Consider the following 15,506-nt stretch of genomic DNA (forward strand, 5'->3'; position numbering starts at 1 on the left):
GCGGGCGGTCCGTGCGGCCTCCGCCCTCCGGAGGCCGCACGGACCGCCCGCTTCGCGGTTCAGCCGGAGTTGAGCTGGCTGACGCTGGGTTCCTGGTCCTCGACCTTCAGGCCGTTCTGCGCGCCGACCGACTTGAGGCCGTCGACCACCGAGGTGATGTCGTTGACGTCCGCCTCGGTGCCGTTGCCGGTGGAGAACTTCCTGCCGAGGTCCTTGAGCTTGTCGGCGACCACGGAGATGGGCACCAGCGCCTGGGACAGCGTCGGGTCGCCCTGCGCGGCATCGATGGCCTTCTTGACCTCGTGGTAGGTGAACGCGCCCGCGAGGCCGGCCTTCACCATCGCGAAGGTGCGCCCGTCCGCGCCGCTCTGGAACTTGCCCTCCCGGAAGGGCATGACGATCCAGCGGTACGACGCGCCCGCCGCGAGTCCGGCGTGCAGCACGAACTTCGTCTTGGCGAACTTGACCGGGTCCTTGGACTGCGCGGCGGCGTCGTCGGTCTTCTCGTCGCCGTTGCAGGCCGTCGCGCCGAAGAGCAGCACGCAGGCGGTCAGGACGGCGAGGAGGGTCCGGCCCAGAGGTGTGCGCATGGTGGGTGTCCTTCGCTGTCGCACGAAAGTACGCACCATTCAGCCATGGCACCGAGATATCGGCACATCAAGGACATTTCGTCCGGTCGGGCCGCGCTCACACCCCGGGAGGCACGAACCGCATGCCCGCCGGGGCGCCTTGCTCGATGAGCCGGTCGACCGCGGCGTTGTCCAGGTGGTCGGCGACCAGGTCGCCGAGCGCGTCGAGGCGGGCCTGCCGGGCGGCCTCGAAGGAGGTGCCGGGGGCGGCCTCGAACCTGCGGCCGGTCCACTGCGCCACCCGGGTGAGGTAGGCCCGCCGGAAGCCGTCGTTCTCCAGCGCGCCGTGCCACAGGGTGCCCCAGGTGGCGCCGGCCCGGCAGCCGTCCAGCGGCGTGCCGTCCGCTCCGGTGAACAGCGGCTCGCCGTCCTCGACGGTGACGATGCCGTGGTGGATCTCGTACCCGGCCACCGGCTCGCCGTCGGCCAGCCCGGCCGGCCGCGCCAGGGTCTTGTCCGCGGCGAACCGTACGCGGACGGGCAGCAGCCCGAGGCCGGCCACCACGCCCTGGCGGGACTCGACGGGGTCGTCGATCTCGCGGCCGAGCATCTGGTAGCCGCCGCAGATGCCGAGCACGGGCTGCCCGGCGGCGGCCCGGCGGGCCAGCGCGGTGTCGAGGCCGCGCTCGCGCAGCCAGGCCAGGTCGGCCACGGTCGCGCGGGTGCCGGGCAGCACGACCAGGTCCGCGTCGGCGAGTTCGGCGGGCGAGGAGACGAAGCGCACGACCACGCCCGGCTCGACGGCCAGCGCGTCGATGTCGGTGAAGTTGCTGATGTGCGGCAGGCGGACGACGGCCACCCGGAGGATGTCCTCGCCGCGCGGCGGCTCGGGCGTACCCCGGTCCGCGTCCAGCGCGAGCGAGTCCTCGACGTCCAGCCACAGGCCGTGCAGGTACGGCAGGACGCCGAGCACCGGGCGGCCGGTCAGCGCCTGGATCTGGTCCAGCCCCGGGGTCAGCAGCTTCACGTCGCCGCGGAACTTGTTGACCACGAAGCCGCAGATCAGCGCCTGGTCCTCGGCGGAGAGCAGGGCGAGCGTGCCGAACAGGTGCGCGAAGACGCCGCCGCGGTCGATGTCGCCGACCACCAGGACCGGAAGGTTCGCGGCGCGCGCCAGGCCCATGTTGGTGATGTCGCGGTCGCGCAGGTTGATCTCGGTCGGGCTGCCCGCGCCCTCGCACACCACCACGTCGTACCGGGCGCGCAGGTCGGCGAGCGAGTCGAGGACCGCTTCGAACAGGCGCGGCTTGAGGTCGCGGTAGTTCAGCGCGGACACCTCGGCGACCGGGCGGCCGAGCAGCACCACCTGGCTGCTCATCGCGCCGCCGGGCTTGAGCAGCACGGGGTTCATGACCGCCTCGGGGGCGATCCCGGCCGCGGCGGCCTGCATGGCCTGGGCCCGGCCGATCTCGGCGCCGTCCGCGGTGACCATCGAATTGAGCGACATGTTCTGCGCCTTGAAGGGCGCGACCTTCACGCCCTCGCGGGCGAGGCGGCGGCACAAGCCCGCGACGAGGATGCTCTTGCCCGCGTCGGAGGTGGTGCCGGCGACGAGGAGGGCGCCGTTCATGGGCGGGGTCCTTCGGTGGTCGGAGCGGGGCGGGCCGCCCAGGCGGCGGCCAGCGCGGCGGATGCGGCGCCCACGGCGGCCGAGAGCCGGTTGGCGCGTGCGATGTCGGCCGGCTCGGGCGCGCGGCCGTCGCCGAGTGCCGGGCGGTCCTCCACCCGGCCCGCGTACACGTTGCGGCCGCCCAGCCGGAGCCCGAGGGCGCCGGCCGCGGACGCCTCGCAGCGCCCGGAGTTCGGGCTCGGGTGCGCGGCGCCGTCGCGGCGCAGGATCCGCCACGTGGTGCGGGCCGAGCCGCCGGACAGCGGTGCGGCGGCCGCGGTCAGCAGCCCGGTGAGCCGCGCCGGGACCCAGTTGGCGGCGTCGTCGAGCCGGGCCGACGCCCATCCGAAGTTCGTGTGCCGCGGGGTCCGGTGCCCGACCATCGCGTCGAGCGTGTTGACCGCGCGGTACGCGAGCAGGCCGGGCAGGCCCGCGACCGCGCCCCAGAACAGCGGGGCGACGACCGCGTCCGAGGTGTTCTCCGCGACCGACTCGACCACCGCGCGGGCGATGCCGGTCGCGTCCAGGCCCGACGGGTCGCGCCCGACCAGGTACGGCAGGCGCTCGCGCGCGGCGCTCAGGTCCCCCGCGGTGAGCGGCGCGGCGATGGCCCGCGCCTCGCGGCGCAGCGTGGTGCCGCCGAGGACCGCCCAGGTCGCGGCCGCGGTCACCGCGATACGGGCCGCGGGGCGCCGGCGCGTGAGGCGGTCGGCGGCGACGCCGAGCGCGGCGGTGGCGCCGACGCAGACCGCGGTGTACGCGGCGCCGCGGGCCCGCGAGTCGGCGTACATGCGCTTCTCCAGCGCACCCGCCGCGGTGCCGAAGACGGCGACCGGGTGGCCGCGGCGGGGGTCGCCGATCAGCGCGTCGATCCCGACGCCGAGTGCGAGCCCGAGGGCGGGGATGCGCACTGTGCTGTCCTCCTGGGGACGGTCGTACCGGAGTTCAGGCCATGAGCAGGCGGACGACCGCGATCGTCCCGACGACCACGATGACCCCGCGCAGCACGTTGGCCGGCAGCTTGCGGCCGATCTTGGCGCCGACCTGGCCGCCGATGACGGAGCCGACCGCGATGAGGGCGACGACCTCCCAGGCGACGTCCGCGAGGAACATGAAGAGGATCGCGGAGAGGCCGTTGACGAGCATCGCGAGGACGTTCTTGACCGCATTGAGGCGCTGGATGTCGTCGTGCAGGAAGACGCCCAGGAGGCCGAGCAGCAGCACACCTTGCGCGGCGCCGAAGTAGCCGCCGTAGATGCCGGTCGCGTACACCGCGGCGAACAGCAGCGGGCCGCCGTACGCGGGCGGCGCCTCGCCTTGGCGCTCCTTGAGGCGGCGCGACAGGGCGGGCTGGACGACCACCAGCACGAGCGCGGCGATGATGAGCACCGGCACGATGGCCTTGAACGCGCCCGCGGGCAGCGTGAGGAGGAGGATCGCACCGGTCAGGCCGCCGAGCAGCGATGCGGTGCCGAGCCGGACGAGCCGGCTGCGCTGCCCGACCAGCTCGCGCCGGTAGCCGACGGCGGCACTGAACGACCCGGGGACCAGGCCGATGGTGTTGGACACGTTCGCGGTGACCGGCGGATAGCCGATCGCCAGCAGCACGGGAAAGGTGATCAGGGTCCCGGAGCCGACGACCGCGTTGATGCCGCCCGCCCCGATACCGGCCGCGAAGACGGCCAGCATTTCCCACCAGGTCATGGTTCATGTTCCTTACTGACGTCCCGTCGGACCGAGATCCGTACAAGCGTTCTCGTGAGGAACACTAACGGCCCGTCAGAGTAGCCCCGAGGCTCCCCCGGCGACCCATGCGCCCGCCATGCGAGAGAGGTACGCGCCGCAGCGGAGTCGCCGGCGAACCAGGCGTGCGACGCGCAGTGGGCGGGCGGGCCGCGTCGCGGGGTCGGGGTGGCTGGGCCGGGTGCGGTCGGCGCGGAGCGAGCGGGGGCGCGTGCGTCTCGTCGCCATGCAGCAGGCCCGCCCTCGCCTGAAGTGGCGGGGCGGGCCTTTGGCGTGCTGTGCGGGTCAGCCCAAGGGGCCGTTGTCGCGGGGCTGGCGGCGGCCCGGGGCGCGTTCGATGCGCGGGGGGTCGACCTGGGTGCCGCGGCCCGAAGGCCGGCGGCGGCCGATCTCGGGGCCGGGCAGGCCTGCGGGGCCGGGGTCTTCGTCCGGGTTCGGCTCCGTGGCGGGCACGGTGCCCGCCGGCGGGGCCTGGGCCGGGATGCCGGGGACCGTGGCCGAGATGTCGGACGGGGTCTCCGCGGGGTCCTTGGCGCCGCGCGCGAACGCGGCGGGCTCCTCGGCCGGGACTGCGGGGGCGGCCGGCAGGGCGGCCGCGCCGCCGACCGGCGGTACGCCGGTCAGGTTGCCGAACGCACCGCCCAGGCCTTCCAGGGCGCGGCCGATCTCGCTCGGCACGATCCACAGCTTGTTCGCGTCGCCCTGCGCGAGCTTCGGCAGCATCTGGAGGTACTGGTAGGCGATGAGCTTCTGGTCCGCGTCCCCGTCGTGGATGGCGCGGAAGACCGTCTCGATCGCCTTCGCCTCGCCCTCGGCGCGGAGCGCGGCCGCGGTGCGGTCGCCCTCGGCGCGCAGCACGGCGGCTTCCTTCTCGCCCTCGGCGATCAGGACCTGCGAGCGCTGCGTGCCCTCCGCGGTGAGGATCGCGGCGCGGCGGTCCCGCTCGGCGCGCATCTGCTTCTCCATCGACTCCTGGATGGAGGGCGGCGGTTCGATGGCCTTGAGCTCGACCCGGTTGACCCGGATGCCCCAGCGGCCGGTGGCCTCGTCGAGCACGCCGCGCAGGCCCGCGTTGACCTCCTCGCGCGAGGTCAGGGTCTGCTCCAGGTCCATGCCGCCGATGATGTTGCGCAGCGTGGTGATGGTGAGCTGCTCGATCGCCTGGATGTAGTTGGCGATTTCGTAGGTCGCCGCGCGCGGGTCGGTGACCTGGAAGTAGATGACGGTGTCGATCTGGACGACCAGGTTGTCCTCGGTGATCACCGGCTGCGGCGGGAACGGCACGACCTGCTCGCGCAGGTCGATCATCTGCCGCACGCGGTCGATGAACGGTACGAGGATGTTCAGACCCGCGTGCAGGGTCCTGGTGTACCGCCCGAAGCGCTCGACGATCGCCGCGCTCGCCTGCGGGATGACCTTGACCGTTCGAACCAGGGCCACGATCACGAGCAGGACGAGAACGATGACCACGATGACGACGGCCACGGCCCCTCCCGAATGCTGTGGGTTGTTGCTGAGTCGACCTTACGGGGTGCCCGGGCCCGCCGGGACCGCAACACGGCCGATGCTTACCCCGTAAGGGAGTTGGCGCACCCTCCGTGCCGGTCTTGTCGGCATATCGTCAGATCGCGCAGTCGGGCCGGGCGTCAGATCACGACCGCGGTCGCGCCGTCGATCTCCGCGACGTCGACCTTGTCGCCGGGCTCGAAGACCCGGGTCGCGTCCATCGACCGGGCCGACCACACCTCGCCGTTCAGCTTGATGCGGCCGCCGTTCTCGTCGACGCGCTCCAGGACGAGCGCGGTCTTGCCGGTGAGTGCCTCCACGCCGGTGCGGGTGCGCGGCCCGCCCTGCAACTGCCTTATGGCGATGGGGCGTACGAAGATCAGGAAGGCGGCCGAGACCACCGAGAAGACGATGCACTGTCCGATCAGGCCGAGGCCGAGCGCGGCCGCGATGGAGGCGGCCAGCGCGCCCACCGCGAACATGCCGAACTCGACGACCGAGGTCACGACACCGATGATGCCGAGCCCGCCGAGGGCTATGAGCCACCACATCCATGCGTCCACAAAGCCATGGTAGGGCGGCGGGTCGGCGCGCAGCAGTGCCCGGACGCACGAAGATCGGCCGAACTCGGGTGCGAGTCCGGCCGATCCGTCGGCCTGCGGGGATGCTCAGGCGTGCAGCGGCAGGCCGCGCGCACTCCAGCGCTCGTCGCGCTGCTTGACCACCAGCGGCAGTCCGAAGCACAGCGACAGGTTGCGCGAGGTCAGGGTGTCCTCGATCGGCCCGGCGGCCAGCACCTTGCCCTGACGCAGCATCAGCACGTGGGTGAACCCGGTCGGGATCTCCTCGACGTGGTGGCTGACCATGACCATGGCCGGGGCGTACGGGTCCGCGGCCAGGCGGCCGAGGCGGCGCACCAAGTCCTCGCGGCCGCCCAGGTCGAGGCCCGCGGCCGGCTCGTCGAGCAGCAGCAGCTCCGGGTCGGTCATCAGCGAGCGCGCGATCTGCACGCGCTTGCGCTCGCCCTCGGACAGCGTGCCGAAGCGCCGCTCGGCGAAGGCCGCCATGCCCAGCTGGTCGAGGAGGAACAGCGCGCGGTCCTCGTCGCTTTCGTCGTACCGCTCGTGCCATGTGGCGGTCATGCCGTAGGCCGCGGTCAGCACGATGTCGAGGACCTTCTCGCGGCGCGGCAGGCGCTCGGTGAGCGCCGCGGAGGCCATGCCGACGCGCGGGCGCAGCTCGAAGACGTCGACCGAGCCGAGCTTCTCGCCGAGGACCGCGGCGGTCCCGTTCGTGGGGAACAGGTACGTGGAGGCGATCTGCAGCAGTGTGGTCTTGCCTGCGCCGTTGGGTCCGACGATGACCCAGCGCTCGCCTTCGGCGACCGACCACGTGACCTGGTCCACCAGGTGGGTACCGCCCCGGACCACCGAGACGTCGACGAGTTCCAGGACGTCAGTCATGCCGTACCGCCTGCTCGATTCGCTCGCTTCGCTCGATCATGTGCGCGTACCAGCTCCCCATTTCGTGCAGCCCCGCGTCGGCTCGGCCATCCCGCGAGAGAAACCTACGACACCGCGACCCTTTAGTCTCAACCGCATGCTTGATGTGCCACGCTCGGGCGTCCTGGCCGCCTGGGGCAATGCCCTGTTCTCCGGACGTGTCTCCCCCGACGACGCGGTCGCGCGGATCACCCACGGGGACGATCCGCACCGCGTGTCCGGACTGCCCGGGGAGAGCGGCGAAGTCGGTCTGACCCTCGCGCTCGGCCGGCTGCGCGCGCTCGGGGTGACCGGTCTGCGCCTCGCGCTGCCCGCGCCCGGCGACCCTTTGGGGCTGCCCGGTCCGCCGGACTTCAATGACGCCGCCCTCGAGGCCGGCGAGGCCGCGGTCACCGTGGGCCTGGCCGGGCACCAGCTCGGCCTGGTCCCGGAGGGCGAGGTGTACGGGCCGGCCGGCGACCAGGCGGTGCGCGTGGTGTGGCGGGTGTACGAGGTGGCCGACCGGCCGCCGACCGGGCCGTTCCTCGCCGAGGCGGACCGCGAACTGGCCGCCGCGCTCAAGGACGCCACCGCCGAGCTGCTGCGGCTCGACGTGGCCGGCACCGGCTCGCGTGCGCAGTCCGTGGGAGCCGCGCTGCGCGGGCGCGGCGGCGACGGCGGGGAGTCGCCGCTGGCCCCGGGCTATCCGGCGCGGGCGGTGCGGGTCCTGGAGCAGGCCCGGCGGGTGGCGACGATCCTGGAGCTGGCCGGCGAGGACCACGGGGCGGCGCTCAACGCGTACGAGATGAGTGCGCGGGCGGGCAGCCTGGCCCCGCTGGAACGCGCCTGCCGGCGGGCGCTGGTGGCGGCTTTCGGGGCGGCGCTGGAGCCGTCCGCGGCGGACTGAGCGGCGCGGTACGCCGAGACACCGACGCACTAAGACGACGCACAAAGACGCAGGCACGCGGAGACGCAGAAGCGGCGCGCGATTCCTCCCGGGAAGGGACGGATCGCGCACCGCTTCTGCGTTTTCGGTGCTCTCCGCAGTGTGTCCGGCGTCGCCGCGCGGGTCAGCGCTGGCGGGCCTTGCGGCCGCCGACCTTGGGGTCGAGGCGGCGCAGCAGCAGCATCGCGACGGTCGCGTAGATGAGGATCTGGCCGCCGAGTATCGCGATATTGCGGTACCAAACGCTTGCCTCTGGCTTCCAGAACGGGTCGACGATGCCGCCCTCCGGTTGCTGCCCCAGCACGTCGACGCTGCCCGCGGCCGCGGAGAACGCCCACCGGGCGGGGGCCAGCCAGGAGATCTGCTGCACCACCGGGGCACCGTCCAGGGCGAACAGCGCACCGCACAGCACGACCTGGACGATGGCGATGACGACCAGCAGCGGCATGGTCAGCTCGGGTGTCGACACGACCGCCGAGATCATCAGGCCCAGGGCCATCGCCGCGATGGCGGACAGCACCACCGCGATGCCGATCTCGATGATCACCGGACTCATGATGACGCCCTTTTCGGGCAGTTTCTGGCCGGCCAGGGCGACCGCGGTCAGCGCGATGCCCTGCAGCGCCGCGATGGCGCCGAGGACCAGCAGTTTCGAGCACAGGTAGGCGGAGACCGAGAGTCCCGCGGCCCGTTCTCGCTGGTAGATCGCGCGTTCCTTGATGAGTTCGTTGACCGCGGTCGCCGAGCCCATCAGGCCGCTGATGACGAACAGCACCATGAGCTTGGTGAGGATGTCGCGGTTGGTGCCCGGGTCCGCGACGAACTTGCCGGGGATGGCCTGGCACAGCGCGCCCAGGAAGATCGGCGCGGCGAACAGCAGCGCGAGGTACTTCTTGTCGGACGCGATGACCGACAAATACCGCCGCGACAGGGTCATGAGCTGCGACATCCAGCTCTGCGGCTTGGGCGGCTTGATCTGCGGGCGGTCCGGCTGCGGCTGCTGGGCGGCGGCCGCGGGGGTCTGGCCGGTGTCGACGTAACGGGCGTGCGGTTCGGAGGCGCTGAACCGGGCGGCGAGCGTGACGCCGTCCTCGCGGTTGAGCATCTTGAACGCGTCGCGCCAGTTCTCCTTGCCGAAGTACGCGAGCGCTTCGCCGGGCGGCCCGTAGTACGCCACGTACCCGCCGGTGACCAGCACGAGCAGCCGGTCGCACACCTCGGCGGAGTCGAGGTCGTGCAGCACCGTGATGACCGTGCGGCCGTCGTCGGCGAGCGTGCGCAGGTTGTCCATGAGGTCGCCGGCCGAGCCGACGTCCAGGCCCGAGGTCGGCTCGTCCAGGTACAGCAGCGACGGCTTGGTGAGCAGCTCGACGGCGACGCTGACGCGCTTGCGCTGGCCGCCGGACAGCTTGTGGATGGGCAGTTCGGCGCGCTCGGTCAGGCCGAGGTCGGCGATGACCTCCTCGACGCGCCGGGCGCGCTCGGCCTTCTCGGTGTCCTCGGGGAACCGCAGGCGCGCGGCGTAGCGCAGCGCCTGACGCACGGTCAGCTGCTTGTGCAGGATGTCGTCCTGCGGCACCAGGCCGATGCGCTGCCGCAGTTCGGCGAACTGCGCGAACATGTCGCGGCCGTCGTACAGGACGTTGCCCTGGCTGACCGGCAGCGATCCGGTCAGGGCCTTGAGCAGGGTGGACTTGCCCGCGCCGGAGGTGCCGACGACGGCGAGCAGGGTGCGCTCGCCGATCGGGAACGACACGTTGTGCAGCAGGGTCTTGTCGCCCGCCTTGACCTCGAGGTTCTGGATGTGGAGCGAGACCTCGCCGGTGTCGATGAACTCGCGCAGCTCGTTGCCGTCGAGCCGGAAGGTGGCGTGGCCGATGCCGACGATGTCGTTCGGGCCGATGACGTGCCGCTCGACCGGGACGCCGTTGACGTAAGTGCCGTTGTGGCTGCCGAGGTCGGCGATCTCGTGCCGGCCGCCGGGCGTGGTGCGCAGTTCGGCGTGGTGCCGGGACACCATGAGGTCGGTGAGCACGAGGTCGTTGTCGAGGGCGCGGCCGATGCGCAGCGTGCGGACCGGGATCTGCATGACGACGCTGGGCCGCCGGTCGACGCTGGGGCGCGGGTCGGCGTACCGGCCGGGCTCGATGCCCCACATCGGGCTGTTGGCGCCCGGCGTGGAGCCGGGGCGCGACCCGGGGCCCGATCCCGGCCCTGAACCCGGCCCTGAACCCGGTCCCGATCCCGGCCCGGAACCGGGGCGCGGTCCGGGGCCCGGGGGCTGCGGGGTGGGCGGGTAGGGGTTCGGCGGGCCGGCCGGGTCGGGGGTGTACGGGCCTTCCGACCGCCGGGTGGCGGGCACCAGTTCGGTGGCGTCCGCGGCGGGGCTGAGCCGCAGGCGTCCGCCGTCGTCGGGGTCGCCGAGCAGCACGTCGATGCCGGCGCCGACCACGACGCGGTTGACGCGCTGGCCGCGCACGTACGTGCCGTTCACGCTGCCGGTGTCGACGAGTTCCCAGCCGTCCGCGGCGACGCGCAGCACGGCGTGCCGGCGCGACACGCGCCGGTCGTCCACGACGACGTTGCACGACTGCGGGTCACGGCCGACGATGTAGTCGCGTCCCGGGTCGAGCACGACGGGTTGCCCGGCGTCCGTGCTCGCGGTCAGCTGCGGCACGGCCGGGTCTTCGGATGCATACCTGCCCCCCATGTCCAGCGAGTTTAGGGACCATCAGGGTCCCGCGGCACCTCTTCACCGAGGCTTCCACTCGGATCGGTGTACGCCTCCCTCGGCGGCGGGGTGACGGGTCGGACATATTTCGCGCGCGGGGCCGGCCGGCGGGCCCGCAGAACCGGTCCTTCACGGACGGGGCGGGCGATCCGGGCAACCGGAATTCCGGTGCTCCGACGACTTCGTCACACCCCGTCGGCACCTCCTGGCCACCCCGTAGCCACCCCGTAGCCACTCCGCGGGCACCCGGCCGGCGCCCCGCGGCCGGGGAGTCCGGCCGTGCGGGGCATGCCATGTAACAGCCCGTCACCCGTCTCGGCGATCCCGTTGACGTGTGTCGCACCCGGGTCCGATAGTCAGTGATGTCCGATGGGGGGCCGGATACGCACCGTGCCCTCACCATCCATCCGCAGGGAGCGGGCGTGTCCTGGACCAACCCTCCGCAGCGGCCGGGGCCTGCGCCCTCGGGACCGCCGCCGCGGCCGCCTGCCGCCGCTCCCCCGCCCGCCTCGCCGACGGCCCTGATCGGCGGGCTCGAGGCATGGCTGCACGCCTTCTACGCGGTGCTCGCCGCGTTCGCCGCCATGGGGTTCACCGCGTGGCTGGCCCTGTGGCTGCTGGGTGCCGGGGACCTGGGCGGCGGGACGATGCCCGCGCTGGTCGCCGCGACGGTGGCGCTCGCGGTCGGCGGCCGGGTGGACCTGACCGGCGCCGAGTCCGCGAGCGGGCAGGGCATCCTCGGCGACCTGATCGGCGACGTGTCGGTGGCCGAGGGCAGCGGCGAGGTCGACGTGCTGATGTACGGCATCGGCCTGATCGGCGCGGTGGTCCTGGGCTGGCTGTTCCTGCGCCCGCTGCGCTACCGCCTGGTGATCGGGACGGCCGAACTCCTCGCCCACATGGCCCGGATCGCGGTCTTCACGGTCGCCGCGCTGGGTGCGTGCATCGCGGTGGGCAGCCACTCGCTGCCGATCGGCGACCTGATCCCCAAGGTCGAGGCGTCCGAGCTCATGGGCATCTTCAACCTGGGCGCGGCCGCGAAGTTCACCACCGACGCGCCGTCCACGATCGGCTTCGGGCTGGTGTGGATGCTGCTGGCGCTCGTGGTGGCGCTGGGGGTGTCGGCGCGCGGGCCGCTGCCGCGGATGTGGCTGCGGTACCGCGACGTCCTGCGGCCGCCGGTGGCCGGGGTGATGGCGGTCTTCCTGGGTGCGGTGGTGCTCGGCATCCTCGGGACGCCGTTCGTCGCGGCCGAGGCACCGGGGCCCAAGCGCATGATCGGCGGCATGCTGCTCGCACTGCCCAACATCATGTGGCTGCTGGTCACGCTGGGCCTGGGCGTCGAGTGGAAGTCGGAAGGCGGCGGCGACTTCAGCTTCGGCCTGCCCGGTCCGCTGGGCCAGTTGCTCAACGAGTCGGGCAGCCAGGGCATGCCGATCACGATCAGCCGGCTGGCCGAACTGGACAGCCGCGCCTGGTGGGTTCCGGTGGTGTCCGGAATCCTGCTGCTGTTCGGCGGCACGGTGATGGCGCTGCGCGCGCCCCGGCACGTGAAGCTGTACGAGCACGCGTGGCGGTTCGCGGTGGCGTTCGCGGTGGCCGCGGTGATCGCGGCGGCGATCGCGAAGATCCACCTCAAGGTCGCGGTCCAGGTGCTCGGCGACACGATGGCACCGGGCGGGCAGGTCACCCTGCACGCCGACTATGTGATGACGGCCGGATTCGGTGCGCTGTGGGGGGCCTGCGCGGGCCTGCTCGGCGGCGCGCTGGCGGCCTGGATCCGGGCCGTGCGGGACAGCCGCACGCCGGCTCCCGCGACGCCGCAGGTCCGCGGCAACTACCCAGGGCCCGGGCCCGCGGGCGGCGCCGCGCCCGGCCCGTACAGCGGTCCGGCGTACCGGCCGCCCGGCCCCGGCGGTCCGGCGTACCGCCCGCCCAACCCCGGTGGTCCGCCGAGCGGGCCTCCCGGGCCGCCGCCGGCCGGTCCCGGTCCGGGCGGCGGGCCCTACGACCCCCCGCCGCGCCGCCCGCATTAGCGGCCGGTGTCCATCCAGCGGAACCGTGCGCCTGGCAGGCGCACGGTCCGGGTACCGTGATCGACCATGGACGCAGCGCCCCGCACACTTCTGGTCAAGATCTTCGGCAAGGACCACCCGGGGATCACGTCGTCCCTGTTCGAGACCCTGGCCGGGTACGGCCTCGAGGTCGTCGACATCGAGCAGACCGTCACCCGGGGCCGCCTGACGCTGTGCGTCCTGGTGCCGGCCCCCGCGGTGGACGGCGACCTGCGCGCCACCCTGCACCGGTGGGCCGAGGCCGAGCGGCTCGACATCGAGATCATCTCGGGCAGCGGCGACAACCGGCCGCGCGGCGAGGGCCGCTCGCACGTGACCGTGCTGGGCCACCCGCTCACCGCCGAGGCGGTCGCCGCCATAGCGGGCCGCATCGCCGCGACCGGCGCGAACATCGACCGGATCTTCCGGCTCGCCAAGTACCCGGTCACCGCGATCGAGCTGCAGGTGTCCGGCGTCGAGACGGACAAGCTGCGCGCCGAGCTGGCCCCCGAGGCGGCGGCCCGGCAGATCGACGTCGCGGTCCAGCCGTCGGGGCTGCTGCGCCGCGCCAAGCGCCTGGTCGTGATGGACGTCGACTCGACCCTGATCCAGGGCGAGGTCATCGAGCTGCTGGCCGCGCACGCGGGCTGCCTGGACCAGGTCGCCGAGGTGACCGCCGCGGCGATGCGCGGCGAGCTGGACTTCGCGGAGTCGCTGCGGGCCCGGGTCGCGCTGCTGGCGGGCCTGGACGCGGCGGCGATCGACGCGGTGCGCGGCGAGGTCGAGCTGACCCCGGGCGCGCGCACGCTGGTCCGCACTCTCAAGCGTCTGGGGTACCAGGTGGGCATCGTGTCGGGCGGGTTCACGCAGGTGACGGACAGCCTGGTGGACCGGCTCGGGCTCGACTACGCAGCCGCCAACACCCTGGAGGTGGTGGACGGCAAGCTGACCGGCAAGGTGGTCGGCGAGATCGTGGACCGCCCGGGCAAGGCCCGCATGCTGGAGCGCTTCGCCGCGGATGCCGGGGTGCCGCTGTCCGCGACGGTCGCGATCGGCGACGGCGCGAACGACCTGGACATGCTCAACACCGCAGGCCTGGGCGTGGCGTTCAACGCCAAGCCGGTGGTCCGGGAGGCCGCGCACACCGCGGTGAACGTCCCGTTCCTGGACACGGTGCTGTTCCTGCTGGGTCTGACCCGCGAAGAGGTCGAGGCGGCGGACGCCGCCGACGAGAGCTGAGCCGTGCGGCGGCCGCCTCCTGCCCTGGGTGGCGGGGGCGGCCGCGGCGCGTCGGGGTCAGGTGGCCGGCGGGGAGAAGCGGACGCCGGCGTCCTGCACGACGCAGACCGCGGTGCGGGAGGAGCCGGACCAGGCTGCGGCTGTTGGCCGGAAGAAGCCGACCGTCTCCGAGGTGACCGACGCGCCGGACTTCGCGACGTAGCCGGCGGCGGCCTGGAGGCACCGTTCGCGCGCATCGGTGTCGAGCTGCGCCTCGGTGGGGTCGGCGGGCGGGGACAACGGGACGACCGCGAAGACCTCGCCGCTGTGCGGCAGCGAGCAATTCATCCGGAGTACGCGCGGCTCGCTGCCCGGAGTCGGCTCGAGTCCCACCATGGCAGAGGCGAAGAAGCAGTCCCCGGGCCGGAGTTCGCTCGCCGTGACCGTACTGGGACCTCCGTGGCCGCCGCCGGTGCCCTCCCGATCGCCCGCGGCGATGCCGATCAGGAGGAAGACGCCGAGGATCGTGCCGACCGCCGAGACCGAGATGCCGGCGAGCGCGAGGCCGCGGCCTTCGAGGCCCTCCTCGTTCCTGATGGCGGTGATCGCCATGATCCCGAGGACCACGCCGACCGGCAGCATGCAGAGCGTGAGGGCGGTGACGAGCGAGGCGATGGCCAGGCCGCTGGTGCGGACCGCCGGGGGGCCGTACCCGTACGGGGCGTACGGATAGGGCCCGTATGGGTAGGGCCCGAAGGGGTCGTGGCCGCCGTAGGGGCCGGGACCGCCGTACGGCCCGGCCGGGCCCGGGCCGCCGGGGAACGGCGGTACGTTCCCCGGCGGTGCGTTCTCGGGCGAAGCCTTCTCGGGTACAGCGTCCTCGGGTACAGCGTGCTCGGGCGGTGCGCTTCCGGTCGGCGCGTCCTCCTGCGGTGCGCCTGCCGGTGGCTTGTCGTCCATCCCCGTACCCCCGTGCCCCGTCGTGTTCCGGTGCGCGGACCGTACCGTACGGTTCGCTGCGCCGTCAGGCGCGCGGGATCGCGAACGCCGAGAGGTGCGCGGTCTTTTCGTTGAGGTCGTGCCACGGTCCGGAGAAGCGCAGGAGGGCGGTGCCGGAGGTTGCGTACTTCTCCCGGGCGCGGTCCAGGGCGTCCCCGTCGGCGCTGCCCGTGAGGAGCGAGACGAGGGTGGCGACGCCCGGGTTGTGGCCGATCATGACGAGGGTGTCGACCTCGTCGGGGGTCTCCTGGGCGACGTAGAGCAGCGACAGTGCGGAGGCCTCGTAAAGCCGGTCGTCGTAGACGGTGTGCGGCTTGGGGTCGAAGACCTTGCCCATCAGCTTCCACGTCTCGCGGGTGCGCTGGGCCGTGGAGCAGACCACGTGGTCGGGGTGGATGCGCTGGTTGACCAGCCAGTTGCCGATCTGCGGGGCGTCGTGCCGGCCGCTGTCGGCGAGGGGGCGTTGCACGTCCGGGACGTCCGGCCAGTCCGCCTTCGCGTGCCTGACCACCACAAGTGTGCGCTGTCGCTGCGATGCCATGGGATCCAGCCTCTCAGAATTCCGCGCACATGCACGGCGGGTCCCGGCC

12 protein-coding genes and 1 pseudogene are annotated in these 15,506 nt (G+C 73.1%); 3 read left to right on the forward strand and 10 right to left on the reverse strand.

From position 1 onward, the window contains the following. Positions 1-59: 59 nt before the first annotated feature. The 7 genes and pseudogenes from LZ495_RS41920 to LZ495_RS41950 all read right to left on the reverse strand — a co-directional run bounded on the left by LZ495_RS41920 (position 60) and on the right by LZ495_RS41950 (position 6,950). Positions 60-590, reverse strand: a complete 531-nt coding sequence (locus tag LZ495_RS41920; protein WP_235058511.1) for a hypothetical protein — start codon at positions 588-590, stop codon at positions 60-62. Positions 591-687: 97 nt separating this feature from the next. After that, a complete protein-coding gene (locus LZ495_RS41925) occupies positions 688-2,199 on the reverse strand; it encodes a cobyric acid synthase (protein WP_235058512.1) in 1,512 nt (503 codons plus the stop codon). Next, a complete protein-coding gene (locus LZ495_RS41930) occupies positions 2,196-3,149 on the reverse strand; it encodes a cobalamin biosynthesis protein (protein WP_308268901.1) in 954 nt (317 codons plus the stop codon). The genes LZ495_RS41925 and LZ495_RS41930 overlap by 4 nt, the downstream gene beginning before the upstream one ends. A gap of 34 nt (positions 3,150-3,183) precedes the next feature. Continuing rightward, a complete protein-coding gene (locus LZ495_RS41935) occupies positions 3,184-3,942 on the reverse strand; it encodes a sulfite exporter TauE/SafE family protein (protein WP_235058513.1) in 759 nt (252 codons plus the stop codon). 594 nt (positions 3,943-4,536) lie between these two features. Beyond that, a pseudogene (locus LZ495_RS41940) lies at positions 4,537-5,466 on the reverse strand (SPFH domain-containing protein); the annotation flags it as partial. Positions 5,467-5,627: 161 nt separating this feature from the next. Next, complete coding sequence (locus LZ495_RS41945; protein ID WP_235058522.1) at positions 5,628-6,038, reverse strand: NfeD family protein; 411 nt, start codon at positions 6,036-6,038, stop codon at positions 5,628-5,630. Positions 6,039-6,155: 117 nt separating this feature from the next. Then, positions 6,156-6,950: an ABC transporter ATP-binding protein gene (locus LZ495_RS41950; protein WP_235058514.1), complete on the reverse strand. Its 795-nt coding sequence runs from the start codon at positions 6,948-6,950 to the stop codon at positions 6,156-6,158. A gap of 136 nt (positions 6,951-7,086) precedes the next feature. Here LZ495_RS41950 and LZ495_RS41955 point away from each other — a divergent pair, with 136 nt between their 5' ends. Further along, positions 7,087-7,875 carry an Rv1486c family protein gene (locus tag LZ495_RS41955; protein WP_235058515.1) on the forward strand — a complete coding sequence of 263 codons (789 nt, stop codon included), beginning with the start codon at positions 7,087-7,089 and terminating at the stop codon, positions 7,873-7,875. Positions 7,876-8,038: 163 nt separating this feature from the next. Here the strand turns inward: LZ495_RS41955 and LZ495_RS41960 are convergent, their stop codons facing one another. Then, positions 8,039-10,624 carry an FHA domain-containing protein gene (locus tag LZ495_RS41960; RefSeq protein WP_235058516.1) on the reverse strand — a complete coding sequence of 862 codons (2,586 nt, stop codon included), beginning with the start codon at positions 10,622-10,624 and terminating at the stop codon, positions 8,039-8,041. A 443-nt stretch (positions 10,625-11,067) separates the two neighbouring features. Between LZ495_RS41960 and LZ495_RS41965 the strand changes: the two genes are divergently transcribed. Further along, complete coding sequence (locus tag LZ495_RS41965) at positions 11,068-12,681, forward strand: streptophobe family protein (RefSeq protein WP_235058517.1); 1,614 nt, start codon at positions 11,068-11,070, stop codon at positions 12,679-12,681. Positions 12,682-12,747: 66 nt separating this feature from the next. Further along, complete coding sequence (gene serB, locus LZ495_RS41970; protein WP_235058518.1) at positions 12,748-13,938, forward strand: phosphoserine phosphatase SerB; 1,191 nt, start codon at positions 12,748-12,750, stop codon at positions 13,936-13,938. Between the two features lie 57 nt (positions 13,939-13,995). Here the strand turns inward: serB and LZ495_RS41975 are convergent, their stop codons facing one another. Both LZ495_RS41975 and LZ495_RS41980 read right to left on the reverse strand, forming a co-directional pair. After that, positions 13,996-14,877 carry a DUF4190 domain-containing protein gene (locus LZ495_RS41975; RefSeq protein ID WP_235058519.1) on the reverse strand — a complete coding sequence of 294 codons (882 nt, stop codon included), beginning with the start codon at positions 14,875-14,877 and terminating at the stop codon, positions 13,996-13,998. Positions 14,878-14,941: 64 nt separating this feature from the next. After that, entirely contained in the window at positions 14,942-15,457 is a 516-nt protein-coding gene (locus LZ495_RS41980; RefSeq protein WP_235058520.1) for a SixA phosphatase family protein, read from the reverse strand. Positions 15,458-15,506: the final 49 nt, after the last annotated feature.

The sequence above is a fragment of the Yinghuangia soli genome, assembly GCF_021502675.1.
Taxonomy (GTDB): Bacteria; Actinomycetota; Actinomycetes; order Streptomycetales; family Streptomycetaceae; genus Yinghuangia; species Yinghuangia soli.